We start from the raw sequence: 18,278 nt of genomic DNA on the forward strand, positions 1-18,278 counted from the left end.
CAATAACATCCTTCCTAAAGATTATCTCCTTCAAACTTTTTCCTAAATTGTCCTACTATAATAAATTACCTGAATTCTATGGACGGCACAAGCCAAACCCCTCACCAAGAAAAACTTGAGCAATTAAAAAAGATATTACCCGAAGCCTTTAGTGAAGGAAAAATAGATTGGGAAAAATTAAAAGCTACCCTGGGGGAAGATATCAACTTTAGCAATGAACGTTACGTGCTGAACTGGGCAGGGAAGAGCGATGCTTTTAAGGCGTTGCAAAGCCCCACTACGAAAACCTTAATTCCTGCCAAGGAAGAATCTGTCAATTTTGTTGAAACTGAGAATATCTTCATAGAAGGGGAAAACCTGGAGGTTCTAAAAATCCTTCAAAAAAGCTATTTCGGAAAGGTGAAGATGATTTACATTGACCCACCTTATAACACCGGGAACGACTCCTTTATCTATCCGGATAAGTTCTCAGAAACGAGACAAGAGTACCAAAAACGGGTTGGTGACATAGATGAAGAGGGCTACTTGACTCGGGAGGGTAATTATGCTAAAAACAGCAAGGAGAATGGCCAATATCACAGTAACTGGCTTAACATGATGTTCCCGCGGCTTTTCCTGGCGAAAAACCTTTTAAAGGAAAATGGGTTGATCTTCGTTTCTATAGATGACAACGAAGTGCATAATCTCCGTCTTCTATTAAATGAGATTTTTGGAGAAGAAAATTTCGTTGCTTCTTTTATATGGGAGAAAAGAACAAACCGAGAAAATAGAAAAGTTGTTTCCAATAGGCATGATTATATTCTTTGCTATTCGAAATTACAAATAGAAGGGGTTCGAGCTATTAATCAACTTCCAATGAACAAAAAAGCCTTGTCAAATTATAAAAACCCTGATAATGACACCAGAGGCTTATGGAAATCTGACCCCGCAACTGCACAAGCTGGACACGGAACTAAGGCACAATTTTATGATTTAATTGCACCAAACGGAAAAGTCCACAAACTTCAAAGTGGAAGATGTTGGTTATATACCAGTGATGTTATGAATGAAGCAATAGAAGATAATAGGATTTGGTTTGGAAAAGATGGCAATGGGGTTCCAAGAGTAAAAATATATTTAACAGCAAAAGAAAGAGGATTAACACCAGAAACTATATTATTCGCTAATGACGTTGGAACAACGGAATCTGCAAAAAATAAAATAAAAGATTTATTCGATGGGATTGCGGTATTTGAAACACCTAAATCAGTTAAGCTAGTAGAACGTTTAATTCAAATGGGAACGAAAGATGGAATTGTTCTAGATTTTTTTTCTGGTTCGGGAACTTTAAATCACGCTGTGTCAAATGTTAACGCAAAAGATGGTGGCAATAGAAAATCTATATCGGTTCAACTCCCCGAACTATGTGATGAGAAAAGCGAAGCTTATAAAGCAGGTTTTAAAACCATAGCTGATATTGCCAAAGAACGAATTCGTCGGGCGGGCAAGAAAATTGAAGAAGCAATAAAAGCTGAACAAGAAAAGAAAAAAGGAGAGTTAGGCTTTGAAGAAGAGAGCTCTTCTTCCCTGCCCGACCTAGGTTTTAAAGTTTTCAAACTTGCCGATAGTAACTTTAAACAATGGCAGCAAATTAAAAACAAAGATGCGGCCGCCCTGGAAGAACAAATGAAACTCTTTGTGGACCCGGTGAACAAAAAAGCCACTACGCAAAATATGGTTTATGAGCTTCTTTTTAAAAGTGGGAAGGATCTAAACAGCAGCATCCAAGACAAAAAAGGCTTCACCTCCATAAACCAGGGAGAACTTATTTTTGTATTAGAAGAAGTAAACCAGGACATTTTCACGTCCATACTAGAAGAAAGCCCTCAAAAAGTGATTGCGCTGGATAAATTATTCAAGGGCAATGACCAGCTAAAAACTAATACTGCTCTGCAAATGAAAGATGCGGGAATTGAATTTAAAACTATTTAAATATGGAGCAGGTAAGATGGAAGCAGCGATTCAATAATCTCGAAAAGGCTTTTCAGAAACTAAAACGTGGTTTGGATCTATTTGACTTTGAACTGTACCAGGAAAAAAGAGTTGATCTAAGGGAAAATCTGGACACTGAAAATGAACAATTCCTTATGGGAGAACTTGAACAGTTAGATCTGGAAAGGGAAGGCCTTATTCAGCGCTTTGAATATACTTTTGAACTATTTCTTCTCACCATGAAGGATTATATGAAATTCACAGGAGAAGCTCCCGAGGAAATTTCGGGCAACAGTGGTATCCTTAAAAAGGCTTTATCCCGTGGAATTATTGAAGATCACGATGGCTGGAGAAAAATGCTCAAATCCAGAAATCTCACCTCACATACTTACAACGAAGAAACTGCCGACGAAATTACCCGCGATATTATAGAGATTTTCTTTCCACTTATGCAAAAACTATATATTACCCTTGAGCAACAATACTTTAAATAATTACGGACTTTCTTCTGAGACTCTTAATCTACTCAACGATGTGTTTAGGAGTTTTCCGGAAATCGAAATGGTAAAAATATTTGGTTCTCGAGCTATGGGTAACTATCGTCCAGGCTCTGATATCGATCTCGTTATTATTTCTCGTTATTTATCTCATGAAGAACATCTCAAAATCTTAAATGCGCTGGAGGACCTGGAGCTTCTTTACGAAATAGATTGTTTAAACTACAGGTCAATTAAAGAACCTGCACTTAAAGAACATATCGATGATTATGGTAAAATCTTATATAAGGCATGAAGTTTAAATTTGAAGCAGATCTCGAATATCAAAAAGAAGCCTTTAATGCGATAACAGGTATTTTTGAAGGTCAACCCACAGAAGATTCCATAAGGGAGTTTGGGCTTCAGGAGGAATCCAGCCTTAATTTTATCAATGGGGTAAGCAATAAACTCGCCCTTTCTGAAGAACAGGTACTGCAAAACCTTCAGGAAATCCAGAAAAAAAATGATATTCTACCTTCGAAGGAATTGGATGGAATGAACTTTTCTGTAGAAATGGAAACCGGTACGGGAAAAACCTATGTCTACCTAAGGAGTGTTTACGAACTGTACGAGAAGTACGGCTTCAAAAAAGATGTTATCGTAGTCCCTTCGGTCGCCATTAGGGAGGGTGTATTGAAAAACCTGCAAATTACCCACGACCATTTTCAAAACCTGTACGATAATATCCCGGTGAATTTCCAGGTGTACGATAGCTCAAAGGTATCTGTCCTTAGAGGGTTCGCTACAGGAAACACCATTGAAATCCTGGTAATCAACATCGACTCCTTTGCCAAGGATGAAAATATCATTAACCGTCCCAATGACAAACTAAGCGGCCAGAAACCTGTAGAGTTTATCCAGTCCACCAATCCTATTATAATTGTGGATGAACCCCAGAACATGGAGACAGAAAAAAGGGCTGCTGCATTAGAAAATTTAAAGCCCCTCTGTACGCTCCGTTTTTCGGCCACGCACAGGAATAGGTATAATCTCATTTACAGCCTCAATCCAGTTAAAGCTTATGACCTGGGTCTTGTAAAGCAGATTGAGGTAGATTCCATTATGGAAGAAAATGCATATAACGATGCTTTTGTTGCTGTAGAATCTATCACTGCGACCAAGACCAAAGTCCTGGCAAAAATTTCCATTAATGTGAATGACAAAGGAGGGGTGAAAAAGAAAAAGGTTTCTGTAAAAGTTGGCGATGATCTTTACCGGCTTTCCAATCAAAGGGAAGTTTATTCCAACGGTTATATCATTGAGGAAATAGATGCGGCGAACAAATGCATTTCAATGTCCAATGGGAACCTCCTCTACCAGGGAAATAGCCAGGGTGGACTCGGTGACGAAGTAATGAAATTCCAGATAAGGAAAACAATAGAGGAACACCTCAAAAAGGAAAAACGCCTTCAACCAAAAGGAATCAAGGTCCTCTCCCTCTTCTTTATAGACAAAGTGGCCAACTACAGGGAATACAGTGAAACAGGGGTTGTCCTCCCCGGGAAATTCGCCCGGTGGTTTGAAGAAATTTATCAGGAATACGTTTCAAAACCTGCTTTCAAGGATTTAGACAATTTTCCTGTGGACAAGGTGCATAACGGATATTTTTCCACAGATAAAAAAGGAATACTAAAAGACACCTCGGGCATGACCAAGGCTGATGATGACATCTACAGCCTTATCATGAAAGACAAGGAGAGGTTATTGGACCTCGAAACCCCACTGCGGTTTATTTTCTCCCATTCGGCTTTGCGTGAAGGTTGGGACAACCCAAACGTCTTCCAGATCTGTACGCTCAACGAAACAAAATCTGACATAAAGAAACGCCAGGAAATTGGCCGCGGACTAAGACTGGCCGTTGACGGTGAAGGTAATAGAATTTATGACCAGAACATCAATCGGTTGACGGTCATAGCTAACGAAGCCTACGACGATTTTGCAAAGGCTCTACAGAAGGAGATAGAAGAAGAATGTGGGGTACAATTTAAAGGAAGGATCAAAAACCGAAAAGACCGGGAAGCTGTGAAATACCGCAAAGGTTTTGAAGCCGATCCTAAATTCCTTGAAATTTGGGAGAAGATCAAACATAGGACGAAATACCGGGTTGATTATAAGACATCGGAATTGATCAATGCCGCAGCAAAAGCGGTCAAAGAACTCCCTCCAGTCAAAGCCCCGTCCATAAGATCGACCAAGGTTTCCATAAGTATGGACGAAAAAGGAATTGAAACCACGTACGCCGGGGATAAAGTGGAATCATATGAAAACTACGGCTGGCAAATTCCCGATGTCCTGGGCTATATTCAAAGCAAGACGGAACTCACACGATCTACAGTATATGAAATCCTTAGCCAATCGGGACGAATCAAGGATGTGCTAGTGAACCCACAACTATTTTTAGACCTAACCTCCAATGCCATTAACAGGAGCCTCTTCAATTTGATGATAGAAGGAATCAAGTATGAGGAGATAGGCGGCCTGGAATATGAAATGAAGCTATTCGAGGCACAGGAACTGGAAATATTTGTAAACGAATTCACCTTCACGGTAAGCGATCGCACAAAAACAATTTATGAAGATTTAATGCCTCTGGATTCTGGCACCGAAAGCAAGTTTGCTCAGGATTGTGAAAGTAGTCCACAGATAAAATTCTACTTCAAATTACCTTTTTGGTTCAAGATCCCCACTCCTATTGGTACGTACAATCCTGACTGGGCGGTAGTATTTGAAGATGATTCGAAGATTTATTTTGTCGCTGAAACCAAGGATACTGGTCCCGGGGAGGTAGACCTGACAAAACTCAAGGTTGACGAACAACTAAAAATAAAATGCGGCAAAGCACACTTTGAACAACTCGATGAAGTGGAATACCGGGTGGTGAGCAAGGTGGGGCAGTTGGTAAACTAAGGATTGAGCATATGGAAATCTCAAAAAAACAAATTTGGCTCCTCATTGTCATTGGTATAGTATTAATTTCTTTCCCCCTTTTATTTATCCAGGATCTCGGCTTCATATCATTCAGTGACAAAGGATACATAGGGGACAGAATTTCTGACACGACGGCAATCTTTATAAGTTTCATTGGTTCTGTGTTATTGTATTTGACCTTAAAGGCACAAGTAAAAGCAAACAGAGAAATTCAAAAACGATTCAAGATTCAACAGGAAAATGAAAAACTTGAAAAACTTACACTGCGTTACAAAGAAAGAATAAGTGCTTTATCCGAAGAAATAAGAACTTTCAGTTATACAAATAATAACAGCGACTCCGGGACGAAACCCGATTTTAAATTATATTCTGGCCCCCAGGCAATATCTCAATTACTCAAGATAAGAAAATCTATATTTTACGGAAACGAATGGAGATCTGCTTACCTTTTGGAGCCCAAATTCGAAGAATTGAGGCAATTACTTTTAATGTTTCTGAGTATTTCAGAATCACTGAACCAGGAAATTTTCACTGATAAAACCATAGAAAATAGGGAAGTAAAGTCTCAACTTATATCTACTTTAAAATTTCACTACGACGCTAAGATTAGAGGAAATTTCTTATCTATGGAGAAATATAAAGCTGTAGATAAGCCATGTCCCGATTGTTCCAGCACCCATGGAATACCTGAAGACCTTTTTGAAATTTGTAATTCCATTGCGTTTAAACTACAATTAAAATTAAACTAATTTCAGACCCGTGCGATAGTATTATTTTTTGCGACTCATAAGGTTATAGGCATAAATACAATCAATAAAAGAGTAAAAAAAAACATGAGCAAATCCATCACTTATCAACGTAAACTCATAGAGGTAGAAAAGAAATTGGGTTTTCTCTATGTACCTGCAAAAGCACGGGAATTACTGCCCAATGAAAATACCGAAATAAGGCTACTGCTTCCGGGGGAGAAAACCTCCAGCATCAAAACTTACAACGCCGACCACAACCGCATTTTTGGTTTAACCCCTTTTTTCAAAAAGCATAAGCTCAAGGCCGGTGATATGGTTTCGGTAGAGATTTCAGAAGATTTAATAATTATAAGCCTTCAGCAACAGGAAAAAATAGAAGATTCCGAAGAAAAGGAAGAAGAAACTTTTATTGATGTTTCTGGCCTCTCCTCCCAGTCAAAAGGAAATATAGGGGAAGACAGGGTAAAGGAAATCATACTGTTATACAGTCAGGGCCTGCTTAACGTTTATAAACCTGTAATTGATGATCGCGGAATAGATCTTATAGTTCTAAAGGAAAAGATTTATAATCCTATTTATCTCCAGGTTAAAACCAGGTTTAATGTTCACAAACGAAATACTTTAATCTTAACTATTAACGGGAACACCTTTAAACCGCATCACTCCTACTTTATAGTTGGCTTATCTTTTAACCAGGAAAGAATGGAGATGGATGATGATATTCTTTTTATTCCCTCCAAGGAAATACCGGAATTGGCCAGCAAGCTGTATGATGGCAATTGGAGAGTTACAGTTTCCATTACAAATGGGAAAACAACAGGCAAATACAAGAAGTATTTTGTCACCAAAGAGGAACTGGTGAATAAGCTGCTTGAGCGGATTGACCTGGTAAATGAAATTGTAAATTAATTTAATTTCGACTAAATGTTACTCTTTTAACCCTTTAAGGATATTCCTCCTTCTTCAAATCATGTGTGATTTTTGAAATATTTTCTAGTCTTGTTTTCGCTCTATGATAAAAATCGTTGTATTCTAATTTGTTTAGGTAATTCGGGCCTTCATTGGTATCAAAACAAAGCAACCAAAACTCTTACGAAAATTTTGTTGAAATTTTAGAAAAGGTTCTCATCTTTTCTACACAGTCTTCTGGTTTTAACCAGATAGATTACTTGGTTGGAGAGAAATGAACGGATGAATTTCATAGCCACATCTTCTTTATTCCGATAGAATTTAGAGTATCTTTTTCAGCCTTTCAAATTTTGTTAAAAAAGACCGTACTACGGTTGAGCTACCGAAAACTTGTTCTTACCAAATCGCAATGTATTTTAATGTTATTTGACAATACAAAAATAACCGAACAGACTTTAAATCCGTCCAGATCCGATCAAATTTCAAGATGTTAAATTTTGACCGTACTACGGTCGTACTGGGGAATAATATCCAGTAAGTCCTCCCAACTTTGTAGAACGAAAGTCAAACCTTGATAGGGACTATCAACTAAAAAGATTAATCATTTGATAGTCCCTTTCTTTAAAAACTGTTCTATTATGCCAACAAGTATTATTACCACCGACGATCTTCGGGAGTTCAAATTAGAATTGCTCGAGGAGATGAGAAATCTTATCATCAAACAATCATCAGGAACTTTGAAGAAATATCTAAAATCTTCAGATGTGATGGATCTGCTCCAGGTAAGTCCGGGAACTCTTCAGAATTTAAGAATTAACGGCACCTTACCCTATACCAAAGTTGGAGGAATTATTTACTATGATGCCGAGGAAATCCAAAATGTAATGACCGCCAATCGGGTGCATCACAATTTTGATTAGTTATCATGAATTACATAAAGCAACTGAATGCGGCTTTTGAAAAGTTTTTTTTTGATGACCGTTTGAATCCGACCCATATTAGCTTGTATATGGCCCTATTCCAGGAGTGGAACAGCAGCCGGTTTGCAAGTGAGTTTTTCATTAACCGAAGGGAATTGATGCGGGTGGCCAAGATCGGCTCAAAATCTACTTATCATAGGTGCATGGTAGATCTTAATTCTTGGAACTACATTACCTATTTCCCATCCAATAATCCATACAAAGGCAGTAAAATCAAGATGTTCGATTTTGAGACATCAGATAAATCGTTCATGGAAGATCACGAGCCTATATTGGAACAGCTCGCGGAACAGTATCATCCCAAAAATGAACCAGTAGTGTACCGACACTGTCCCAATAATGGACAAGCTGTGGACCCACACCGTCCCATGAGTGGACAAGCATTGGTATCTAATATAAACAGTACTAAACATGTAAACATTAATAAACAGCCAAAGAATAGACAGGCTGTTTGTTGTTTTTTTAAAGAAAAAGGTTTTTCTGCCGATGAAGGAAAAAAATTCTTTGAACATTATGACGCTAACGATTGGAAGACAAGGGATGGAAAAGCAATTCGTGATTGGCAGGCTTTAGCCGTGAACTGGATGAATCGAACCCGACTATTTGCTGTAGAAAACAAAACAAATAAAAAGGGAGCATCCCAAAATCGAGACAACCTCCGAACCACTAAAACCAAGGATTATGGACAACCCCTCTAAAATCATGGAAGGCGGCATAGAGTATTCGCTTGGCAAGTTTGATGGAAAATCGGTGCTTTACGATTTTCCTAAAATCCTGGTTTACCTAAATGCGAAAGGAAAGCTCCTGTTTGGCGAGAATTTCAAAATCTACAAGGAAGACAGGGATATTTTGCTAAAGCTGTGCTCGTACTTTATCAAGGATAAAGTGAACTGCGATAAATTTGAAATCGATATCAAGAAAGGCCTTCTACTGTCTGGTCCAGTAGGATGTGGAAAAACCAGCTTAATGAAACTACTGCGCCACCTGGTTCCTCTGCGACGGCCATACGAAATGATTCCAAGCCGTAATGTAACTTTTAGTTTCAACCATCTTGGATACAAGACAATTGAAGATTATGGAAATACAAAATTCTACTGCTTTGATGATTTAGGGGTAGAACCTCCCGGAAGGTTCTACGGAAAAGATTGTAATGTAATGGGGGAAGTTCTTTTATCGCGCCATGAACTTTTTCTACAAACAAAGCAGAAAATTAAAACCCATGCCACGACAAACCTGAACGCTGAAGAGCTGGAGGATCGTTACGGAAACCGTGTTCGCAGCCGAATGCGCGAGTTATTCAATCTTATAGCTTTTGATGAAAATGCAGGGGATAAAAGAAAATAAAAATGAAGTATCTAGAGTATAAGTTTGACCAACTATTCACACAGCATATCACCGGACAATATCCTATTTTTTGATGCCCGATAGATGCTTAAAAATCTCTAAAACAAAAGCTTTTACAACATTCCCAATACTCCTAATTACCTTTAAAAATGCTTCTTTCATTATTCCGATTTTGAATGATTACTTATTCCTGATAAAATAGCCAATGCAATTGCTGTAATACCTGATGATCCCGAAAAATGCACTGCCTCAACCGGATTATTTAGAAAACCCACTTCAATCAGAATAGCAGGACAAAACCTAATCATTTCCCTCAATACCTGAAAATTGGCAAATTTCATCCCTCTGTTTGCAATGTTGATACTATGAGTAGACTCTCGTATAATTTCATTCCCAAGAGCGATTGAAGTTCTGGTGTTATAGTCAACTTTTTTGGATTCAGAATTAAATGTAAAAATTTCCATTCCCCTGGCATCGCTATAGAATGAATTGCAATGCAAGGAAATAAATATATCTCCCCTTAATGATTTTGCTAAGTTGATTCTTTCGGAAAGGGTGAAAAAACTATCATCATATCTTGTAAGATAAATGTCGTACACATCTCCAAATATTGATTTATTGAGCCTGATCATTTCTATTCCTATGGCCAGGACAACATCTTTTTCCTGGATTCCATTTATTCCGATCGCACCAGGGTCTTTTCCTCCATGACCAACATCGACAATAATTCTTTTTTGATGTTCTTTTCCCTGCCCAAAAATGAAACACATTTTCAGGAGCAAAACCAGAAAAATGACGTTTTTCAACCTCATGAGCATTTAAAATTTTTAAGTGGTTACCAATTCTCCTGGTGATTTCAATTCGGTTTGACATCATTTAATATCAAACTAACCTATTAAAAATCAAATATTATTTTTTATTTATTATGCTGATTTTCAAAGTATTATATTGAAATATATGTATTTTTTCTATAACAAAAACAACACAAAATTTCAAACTGTGCGTTATGAAAAAATCAATCTATCCCACGCTTTTTTTATCCCTGGTTTCTATGCCGCTTTTTGCACAAATCGGGGGAATTGAAAATTCGGTTAATGACATTGCCGATACTATCCGGATCATTTTCCCCATCCTTCTTGGGGTGATCTTTCTTGTCGGCTTCCTGTTTAATGCAGGCCACTTCTTTGGAGAAAATGCAGACCTCAAAAAAGGAATTACCCGGGTGCTCGTCTTTGTCCTTATAGCAGGAGCAGTAGTAGGCATCTTCACCTATTTGATTTCAATCGTGGTCTAATGAAACAATTTGAAGTCTATAGGAACATTAGGAAAGGGGCTGTCATTTTTGGGCTGCCCATCTCCTCATTTGCTTTAATGATGATTTGTGTTGTAGCTTCATTACTGATCATCATTTTCTCTTTCAGCCTTTGGATCATCATTGGTGCTTTTATCTTCAATTCTATCCTTTATGTAGTACTAATTAGAATAACCAGAAAATCGCAGCTCTTTCTGGTGTCGGTAAAGTTTCCAGATATCATCAGCAACAAAAGAAAATCCAACTTGAATTATGAGCAAGATTAATCTTTCGGACTCTACGTCCATAATCGATATTCAGGACAATATCATTTTTGCCAATAATGGCAATGTGGTTCTTTGCTATGAGGGGATATTACCTGAAATCTACTCTTTATCTGAAAAGGATTTAGAAGATATTCATGGAGTTTGGTTCCAGGCCCTAAAATCTTTGCCCACAGGTAGTGTTGTACACAAACAGGATATTTACTTAAAAAAATCATATGCTGCCGATCAGTTGCCGAATACTACTTTTTTAGAAAAGGCAACACATGATCATTTCAAAGGCAGAGAATTTATGGAACATCGCTGCTATCTGTTTTTTATCCTCACCAAAAACAAAGCATTAAATAACCCGAAGTATGTCAATCCGTTTCGACAGGTCTCAAAAGGGACGTGGCAGGAATTGGATGATAGTCTCAATAGTTTTATCAGCTCTGTCAGCGATTCCGTTTCCTTTATCAATAATAGCCGAAAAATGTCTTTTGTTCCCCTTGGTGAAGTGGAAATTCAAAGTATGACCAACAGCTTCTTTAATGGTTTTCAGGAAGGTTTTGATACAGATATGCTACTGAAGAAATCCAATATTCAGGTTGGCGATAATTTTTTTGATGCCCTTGCTATCAACAGCGAACGCTGTTTTGGCGAAACTGTTCAGAGCAGTAAGGTCAACGAAAGATTTACTTCGGATGATTTTGTATTCCACCAGGGTTTTATTGACGGCCTCGGCTTGACCCTTAATGAAAATCATATGGTGAACCAGATTCTCTACCTCGATGACAAACAAAAATGGCGGAAGCTTCTTGATAATAAAATTGAAGAACTTCATAAGAGTTCAAATTTCGGATCTCAGAACAAGGTGGTGCTGGGTAAAATTCAGCATATCCTTGACCAGATTAATGCGGATGATACCTCAAGGGTTATCCGTGGCCACCTCAATGTCATCTATTGGGCTAAGGAAGCCGGAGAGCTGGCTCAGATAGCTTCGAAGGTAAAGACTGAATTTAAGGAACTGGATATTACGCCGTATTACCCGAGAGGAGAGGAACGAAAAAACTATGTTCTAAATAGCTACTGTTGCTTTTCTTCCAATTTTTCCAATGCAGATTTATATGTGACCGATTTAAAACATGCGCTTTGCCTGCTGATCAATAACACAAATTACAAATCGGATCCTACAGGAATCATCTTCAATGATCGGGAACACAATATTCCGGTGCTAAAGGATGTATGGGATGAAGGAAAGAAGCGGATTAAAGCGCGGAACTTTGCCATTTTTGCCCCTACAGGAGAAGGAAAATCTTTTCTGGCCAATAACATTCTGCGCCAGTACTTTGAGAGCGGAGTTCGCCTGGTGATCATTGATCTCGGTGGCTCCTATACGAAATTCGCAAAATTATATCCTGAAAAGTATACTGTTCTGAGATATGAAAGCGGGAAAAATTTGGGTATCAATCCGTTTTACATCAGTAATTCAGAAGATATCACGCCAGAACGGCTGGAGGATTTGTCAATGTTCCTGTTTGAACTCTTCGGCTCAGATTTAAAAGTCACCAAAGCACAATCAGTTTCGATCAGAAAAATATTGCTCCACTATTATTCGAATGTTCCTGAAAAGCATTCCCTGGATAATTTTTATCGGTTTGTAGAAACCAACCAAATGGATCTCCTGCAAAAACTGAAGATCCATGCGGATTACTTCAACATAGTGAACTTCCTGCACGTGATGTCCGAATATGTTGGAGATGGCCTATACAGTTTCCTTTTTGAGATTAGCGAGGACCAGACCTATAAAATTGAAGATAAAAGATTGATTGTTTTTGAGCTTGATGAAGTAAAGGATAACAAGGAAGTTCTTTCTGTGATGCTGAAGTTGATCAAGACCGCCATCCAACGGACCATCTGGAAGAACAGAGCAGAGAAAGGGATCATTCTCTTCGACGAATTTGCCAAGCAGCTGAAATTCGAGAATGTACTGGAAAGCGTGGAATTCTACTATCAGGCCATTCGGAAACAGAACGGGGCGATTGGTATCATCCTGCAATCCATTAACCAATTGCCAAACAATGCCACCTCGGCAAGTATTCTGGAGAACACCCAGGTCATTTACAGCCTGCACAATGAAAAGGGATATAACGAGCTGGCCAAGCGGTTAAACCTTTCCAGTCACGATCTTAACCAATTAAAATCCATCAGGAACAATCTTTCCGGGGAACGAAAGTACACAGAAATGTTTATCAAGATTGGGAAGGAAAGCAATGTCTTTCGTCTGGAAGTACCAAGGGAAGTTTATGCAGCTTATTTAACCGATGGATTCGAAAATGAGGAAATAATGAGGCTCTACCGGGAACATCAGGATATGGAAAAAGCCATTATGCTATATACAACAGAAAGTCGGCTAACTATAAAAATTTAAAATTATGAAGAATTTACTTTTAACCTTAAGTCTGATACTATTTATAAATGTCAATTGCGCCGGTCAGGGAATGCCGGTTTACGATAATACGAACTTTATCAGCCTGGTGAAGTCACTAGTTGAATCTGCCAAGCAAACCGCTCAACTTCTAAAAACTGCGGAATTTCTAAAACAGCAGAAAGAAAATCTTGAAAAGGTGAATTCTGTGGTGAAGCAACTGAAGGCAGTTCGTGAAATAGGCCGAAACAATCAACGTCTTATTGGGATAATGCAAAATGATCTAAGAGAAATCCTGGACTCTCCCTATATCAAACCGGAAGAAGTTACACGGATATCGGAATCTTTTAATGCCATTGTAAATAATTCTTTGGAAACAATGGATTTCATAGATGAGATCTTATCCAGTGATTATCTAAAGATGAGTGACGGGGAGCGTACAGAAATGCTTCAGGAAAAGGAAATGCAGTCCAGGGAAATGGTTATGGAGATCAATATGAAAACCAAACGCTATCGGAATATCATTTCTTTCAGAAAGATGCAGGATAAGATCAACAATCGTGAAACAAATTTTTAGAGATGAATACTATCATCCTTTTAGGAATCGGACTGGAATATGTCGATACCATTTTCCAGACTATACAGAACAGTGAATTTTCACAATACACCATAGTGGGAATGAAAACGCTGGCTGTGCTCTTTTTTCTTGTGAACATCCTCAAGAAATACAATGAAGGCATTGCCGATAAGGACGGTTATACTTGGGGACTAAGCCCGGGGGAACTTGCAAAGAATTTTGCAGTTGTGCTACTGGTAATTTTCTCTACACAAGTTTTAGGATTTTTTGATGAAATTTTAGTGGCCATTGAAGATCGCTATCGGGATACGGCTCCTGCTTTGCTACCCTTGCAAATGCAGGACATCCCCATTGAAGAAGATGTAAGCATAGTGGATGCTGCAAGAAAGGCCATGTCTTTGTTGTACGAATTTTTATTAACTCCCTTGTATGGCTTTAAAATGATAGCTTTTATTTTAAGTCTCCTGTTATGGATATTGGACCTGTTCATCTATCCGTTGTTCCTGGCTGAACGCTACTTTCTATTGGGATTGATGCAGGCTTTTTTTCCATTGGTTATAAGCCTGGCGGTGTTCGAGAAGTTTCGTTCCCTGGCGTATAACTTCTTCAAGCTATATGCCGCAGTCTATATGCTAGTTCCGGCATTTTTCCTGGTAAACGTTTTTATCAATGCCATATACACGGAAATTAATACCAACTTTTGGGCGAACCTTTTCGGTACTGACGTGGGTAGTGGTTTTTTTGCCCCGGTAGTTGAACTGGGATCCATCGGGTTTATCTTTTTTCTGAAATTCAAACTTTACAGGCGGGCAACTTCTTTCACACTAAGACTTTTTACATCATGAAAACACCTTATCAAAATATATATTCCGTGTTAAAGCTAAACAGGTTTATAGTTATTGCTGTAGTTATTTGCGCATTCTCTTCAAGCATCTTTTCGGTATGGATGGCATTTTCAATCAATAAAACAGCACTAAATAATGCCTTTGCGGTTAATACAAATGGAGAGGTAATCCCGCTAAAACTGGTTTCCCAAAAAGAAAATTTCAAGGTGGAAGCATTGGCACATTTGGAGTTATTTCACAATTACTTCTATAACATCTATGCCAGCAATTATGAGAAAAACCTTGAAAAAGCACTTTGGCTGGGAAACAGCTCTGTCGACAATCTATACCGTCAAAAGAAAGCTGATGGTGTTTACAACAGATTAATTCAATATTCACTAGTGCAAAAGGTACTTAGTATACACTCTGAAGTAGAGGAACAAGAAGAAAAGTACAGTTTTAAAACCACTACAATTTTTGAAATCAACCGCGGATCCGTGATCGATACATATGAGCTGGTTTCCACAGGAAATCTGATCACTGTAGATCGAAATTTTCCCAACAACCCACACGGGTTGCTTATCACAAACTACTTTGAAAATACTTTAAAGAAACTAAATAATGAAAATTGAGAAGAACAAAATAGTGTATGGGGCTGTTTTGGCAATAATACTCCTATTTCTAATTTCCTATTCGCTAATGATTCTGGGCGATGACGAAGGTGAAAGCCAAAAATTGAAACAAACTTTGGTTCCTGAATTAAAAGAGGAATCGAAGGAATACGATTCTAAACTTGATGCTATAAATGATTTGAAGGAAGTACGGGAAACCATCGCTCCCAGTATCTACGATGAGAAGCTGATAGATTCCCTGGGTTTCTATGACACAAAATTAACCGAAAAGGAAAAGGAAAGGATTGTTGACAGTATCTATGAATCCGGACGTATAAAATATTCAGAAGGAATACAACAGGAATTAAGTCCAGAACAAAAATTAGATACCCCCACTTCTCAAGTGGCTGAGGAGACAGAGAAAGAGCAGAAAATCGAGGCCAAAGAGATGGGATTGGAGCATCAACTGTTCTTTGCCTCCTCCCCTACTTCAGATAGCAAGCTTATTGCTGCGGATATCCCTTCGGTTGTATATGCTGTGGTGGATGGAAGCCAGGTCGTAAAAGCCAATTCTAGACTCCGGATGCGCTTGACATCCACTGCAAAGATCAATGATCAATGGATTCCCAAAAATACTGTTGTCTATGGTTTTATCAGTTTTCAGCCGAACAGGACACTGGTCGAAGTTGAAAATATAGACCATCATCCGGTAAACCTGAAGGCGTTCGACCTTCAGGATGGCAGCGAAGGTATTTACGTGGAAAACAGTTTCCGCGCCGAGGCTACCAGTGAAGTCCTGGATGATATCATTCAGGACATAAACATTCCAAGTGTGCCACAAATTAGTGGCATAGCCAAGGTACTTAGGCGCAATAACCGCAACGTCAAAGTAACCGTACTTAATGATTACAAACTCATTTTAAAATCTGAACTATGAAAACTAATATCTTATTCCTCCTGTTTTTCACCTCTTTTGCATTTCATCCCAGTTTGGCTCAAGAAAGAAAAATCCTCGACACCATTTTTGCAAATGACCATAAGAATGTGGCCCTGTTCTTTCCGAAACCTATACGGCAGGGAATAACAGGTTCTGACAATTTTGTTTTTACATATAACCGGGAAACGGAACAGCATTTCGGACTCTTACAGGCAAAGCCTGGAAAAGAAAGTAATCTTCTGGTAATCAGCTCAAACGGATCAGTCTTTTCTTACATTGTAAGGTATAAGGAACAGCTATCTAAGCTCAATTATTTCATTGCGTTAACCAATAGTATCGGTAATGAAAGACCGATTGTAAAGGATTCGGTTCTTGTAAAATCATCTGAAGAACTTGTAGATAACAGCACTTATTATTACCAAAAATTCTGCTCATATCTTCTCAATAGAAAACAGCGTATAGGACGCATCAAGAAACGAAATGAAGGTATTATCTTGACCGTAGAGAATATTGTTTTTGATAAGGATGAACTCTATTTCGTTATCGAAATTGAAAATACCTCTACATTGGATTATGATTTGAATTTCTTGAAGCTATCCGTTGAAACTCGACAAAAAGGGAAAAGAAAATCATTGCAACGGCTCTATCAAGAACCGATATATAAACATAATTTGCCGTCCAAGATTAAGGAAAATGAACTGGCTCGCTTTGTTTATGTATTATCCAAATTTTCATTATCCGATGACCGCAGGGCAATTTTGAAATTGAATGAAAAAGATGGCGAAAGAAATATAGAAATGAAACTATTGGCTATTTCGGTTCGAATTGTGCCAGTGGTTTCGGTCGGTTAGTGCCAGGCATTTCGGTTTAATTTGTGCCACTTTTGGCAGCAAAGAAAACCATAACGGTTCAAATTGTGCCAGTAATATCGGTTTGATTTGTGCCACTGCCGGTATTCTATGAATCATAACGGTTCGTTTGTGCCAGTCGTATCGGTTCGTTTTGTGCCACTTTGGAAGATCAAGTAATATCTTGTTGCAAAAAATGTAATAAGATATGGCCAACACCCTTGATCCGATGGACTTAAAACAAATTATTTCCCTAAACCTAGATGGTTTTAGCAATCGTAAGATAGCTACCACTCTAGGCATCTCCCGCAACACGGTCAACAGCTATATGAAGTTTTTAACGGCCAGTGACTATTCATTTAAAGAACTACTTTCCTTTGACAATGCACGCCTGAGTGCGCTTTTTCCTTCACATACCACTATTGATAATGAGCGACATGATGAACTGATGCTATATTTTGAGGGGGTCAATAAGGCCCGGAATCATCCTGGTTTTACTTTTCTGTACCATTATCAGGAATATGCGCAGCAGGCTTCCCAGCCGTATAGCTATACGCAGTTTATGGAGCATTATCGGCGGAAATATGCCAAGGTCAAAGGTTCCATGAAACTCGAACATGAAGCCGGTAATGAAATGTACATCGACTATGCGGGTAAAAAATTACATGTCGTTAATAAAGAAACCGGAGAAGTGATCCCGGTAGAGGTATTTATAGCAATTCTTCCCAGCAGCCAGTATACTTACGTAGAGGCTAGCTTAAGCCAAAAACGAGAGGATCTTATCACCTCTTGCGGTAATGCATTACAGTTTTATGGAGGTGTCCCAAAAGCTATTGTCTCAGACAACTTAAAATCGGCAGTGACCAGAGCCAGTAAATATGAGCCGGAGATCAACCGGAGCTTTAAAGATTTTGCCCGCCATTATAACTGTGTGATCAATCCCACCCGCAGCTATGCCCCACAAGACAAAGCTTTGGTTGAGAATGCAGTGCATCTTGTTTATCTGCGTATTTACTATCCCCTGCGGGAGATGACCTTCTTCTCTTTACAGGATCTAAACCGGGAGATAAAGCGCTTACTTG

The 18,278-nt window shown here is 38.6% G+C and carries 19 protein-coding genes; 18 read left to right on the forward strand and 1 reads right to left on the reverse strand.

Going from position 1 to position 18,278, the window contains the following annotated elements; translation table 11 throughout:
• The first annotated feature begins 78 nt into the window (after positions 1 to 78).
• The 9 genes from OQ279_RS09480 to OQ279_RS09520 all read left to right on the forward strand — a co-directional run bounded on the left by OQ279_RS09480 (position 79) and on the right by OQ279_RS09520 (position 9,417).
• Entirely contained in the window at positions 79 to 1,971 is a 1,893-nt protein-coding gene (locus tag OQ279_RS09480; RefSeq protein ID WP_266069639.1) for a site-specific DNA-methyltransferase, read from the forward strand.
• 2 nt (positions 1,972 to 1,973) lie between these two features.
• Positions 1,974 to 2,465: a nucleotidyltransferase substrate binding protein gene (locus tag OQ279_RS09485; protein WP_266069640.1), complete on the forward strand. Its 492-nt coding sequence runs from the start codon at positions 1,974 to 1,976 to the stop codon at positions 2,463 to 2,465.
• Entirely contained in the window at positions 2,443 to 2,763 is a 321-nt protein-coding gene (locus OQ279_RS09490) for a nucleotidyltransferase domain-containing protein (protein WP_265164234.1), read from the forward strand. The genes OQ279_RS09485 and OQ279_RS09490 overlap by 23 nt, the downstream gene beginning before the upstream one ends.
• Complete coding sequence (locus tag OQ279_RS09495; protein WP_266069641.1) at positions 2,760 to 5,414, forward strand: restriction endonuclease; 2,655 nt, start codon at positions 2,760 to 2,762, stop codon at positions 5,412 to 5,414. Before OQ279_RS09490 ends, OQ279_RS09495 begins: the two co-directional genes overlap by 4 nt.
• A gap of 11 nt (positions 5,415 to 5,425) precedes the next feature.
• Positions 5,426 to 6,184, forward strand: coding sequence for a hypothetical protein (locus tag OQ279_RS09500; protein WP_266069642.1), 759 nt, complete (start codon positions 5,426 to 5,428; stop codon positions 6,182 to 6,184).
• Between the two features lie 84 nt (positions 6,185 to 6,268).
• Positions 6,269 to 7,093, forward strand: a complete 825-nt coding sequence (locus OQ279_RS09505) for a DNA binding protein (RefSeq protein ID WP_266069643.1) — start codon at positions 6,269 to 6,271, stop codon at positions 7,091 to 7,093.
• Positions 7,094 to 7,731: 638 nt separating this feature from the next.
• Positions 7,732 to 8,013: a helix-turn-helix domain-containing protein gene (locus OQ279_RS09510; RefSeq protein ID WP_266069645.1), complete on the forward strand. Its 282-nt coding sequence runs from the start codon at positions 7,732 to 7,734 to the stop codon at positions 8,011 to 8,013.
• 5 nt (positions 8,014 to 8,018) lie between these two features.
• Entirely contained in the window at positions 8,019 to 8,771 is a 753-nt protein-coding gene (locus OQ279_RS09515) for a hypothetical protein (protein WP_266069647.1), read from the forward strand.
• Entirely contained in the window at positions 8,755 to 9,417 is a 663-nt protein-coding gene (locus OQ279_RS09520) for a P-loop NTPase family protein (protein WP_266069649.1), read from the forward strand. The genes OQ279_RS09515 and OQ279_RS09520 overlap by 17 nt, the downstream gene beginning before the upstream one ends.
• A 161-nt stretch (positions 9,418 to 9,578) precedes the next feature.
• On the opposite strand, the gene OQ279_RS09525 is transcribed toward OQ279_RS09520, so the two are convergent.
• Entirely contained in the window at positions 9,579 to 10,187 is a 609-nt protein-coding gene (locus OQ279_RS09525) for an N-acetylmuramoyl-L-alanine amidase family protein (RefSeq protein ID WP_266069651.1), read from the reverse strand.
• Positions 10,188 to 10,423: 236 nt separating this feature from the next.
• Here OQ279_RS09525 and OQ279_RS09530 point away from each other — a divergent pair, with 236 nt between their 5' ends.
• The 9 genes from OQ279_RS09530 to istA form a co-directional block, all read left to right on the forward strand.
• Positions 10,424 to 10,711 (forward strand): hypothetical protein, encoded by a 288-nt coding sequence (locus tag OQ279_RS09530; protein ID WP_266069653.1) that lies wholly within the window; start codon positions 10,424 to 10,426, stop codon positions 10,709 to 10,711.
• Positions 10,711 to 10,995 (forward strand): hypothetical protein, encoded by a 285-nt coding sequence (locus tag OQ279_RS09535; protein ID WP_266069655.1) that lies wholly within the window; start codon positions 10,711 to 10,713, stop codon positions 10,993 to 10,995. The genes OQ279_RS09530 and OQ279_RS09535 overlap by 1 nt, the downstream gene beginning before the upstream one ends.
• Positions 10,982 to 13,402 carry a TraG family conjugative transposon ATPase gene (locus OQ279_RS09540; RefSeq protein WP_266069656.1) on the forward strand — a complete coding sequence of 807 codons (2,421 nt, stop codon included), beginning with the start codon at positions 10,982 to 10,984 and terminating at the stop codon, positions 13,400 to 13,402. Before OQ279_RS09535 ends, OQ279_RS09540 begins: the two co-directional genes overlap by 14 nt.
• Before the next feature lie 4 nt (positions 13,403 to 13,406).
• Positions 13,407 to 13,976 carry a conjugal transfer protein gene (locus tag OQ279_RS09545; RefSeq protein WP_266069657.1) on the forward strand — a complete coding sequence of 190 codons (570 nt, stop codon included), beginning with the start codon at positions 13,407 to 13,409 and terminating at the stop codon, positions 13,974 to 13,976.
• Between the two features lie 2 nt (positions 13,977 to 13,978).
• Entirely contained in the window at positions 13,979 to 14,821 is an 843-nt protein-coding gene (locus OQ279_RS09550; RefSeq protein WP_266069658.1) for a hypothetical protein, read from the forward strand.
• Positions 14,818 to 15,432: a conjugal transfer protein TraK gene (locus OQ279_RS09555; RefSeq protein WP_266069659.1), complete on the forward strand. Its 615-nt coding sequence runs from the start codon at positions 14,818 to 14,820 to the stop codon at positions 15,430 to 15,432. Before OQ279_RS09550 ends, OQ279_RS09555 begins: the two co-directional genes overlap by 4 nt.
• Positions 15,422 to 16,348 (forward strand): conjugative transposon protein TraM, encoded by a 927-nt coding sequence (gene traM, locus OQ279_RS09560; RefSeq protein ID WP_266069660.1) that lies wholly within the window; start codon positions 15,422 to 15,424, stop codon positions 16,346 to 16,348. The genes OQ279_RS09555 and traM overlap by 11 nt, the downstream gene beginning before the upstream one ends.
• Positions 16,345 to 17,199, forward strand: coding sequence for a DUF4138 domain-containing protein (locus OQ279_RS09565; RefSeq protein WP_266069661.1), 855 nt, complete (start codon positions 16,345 to 16,347; stop codon positions 17,197 to 17,199). The genes traM and OQ279_RS09565 overlap by 4 nt, the downstream gene beginning before the upstream one ends.
• A gap of 205 nt (positions 17,200 to 17,404) precedes the next feature.
• Positions 17,405 to 18,278 (forward strand): IS21 family transposase (gene istA, locus OQ279_RS09570; protein ID WP_266069662.1); only part of this gene is annotated, 874 nt, incomplete at its 3' end.

Origin of the sequence: Salinimicrobium profundisediminis (assembly GCF_026241755.1) — a bacterium.
GTDB classification, from domain to species: Bacteria; Bacteroidota; Bacteroidia; order Flavobacteriales; family Flavobacteriaceae; genus Salinimicrobium; species Salinimicrobium profundisediminis.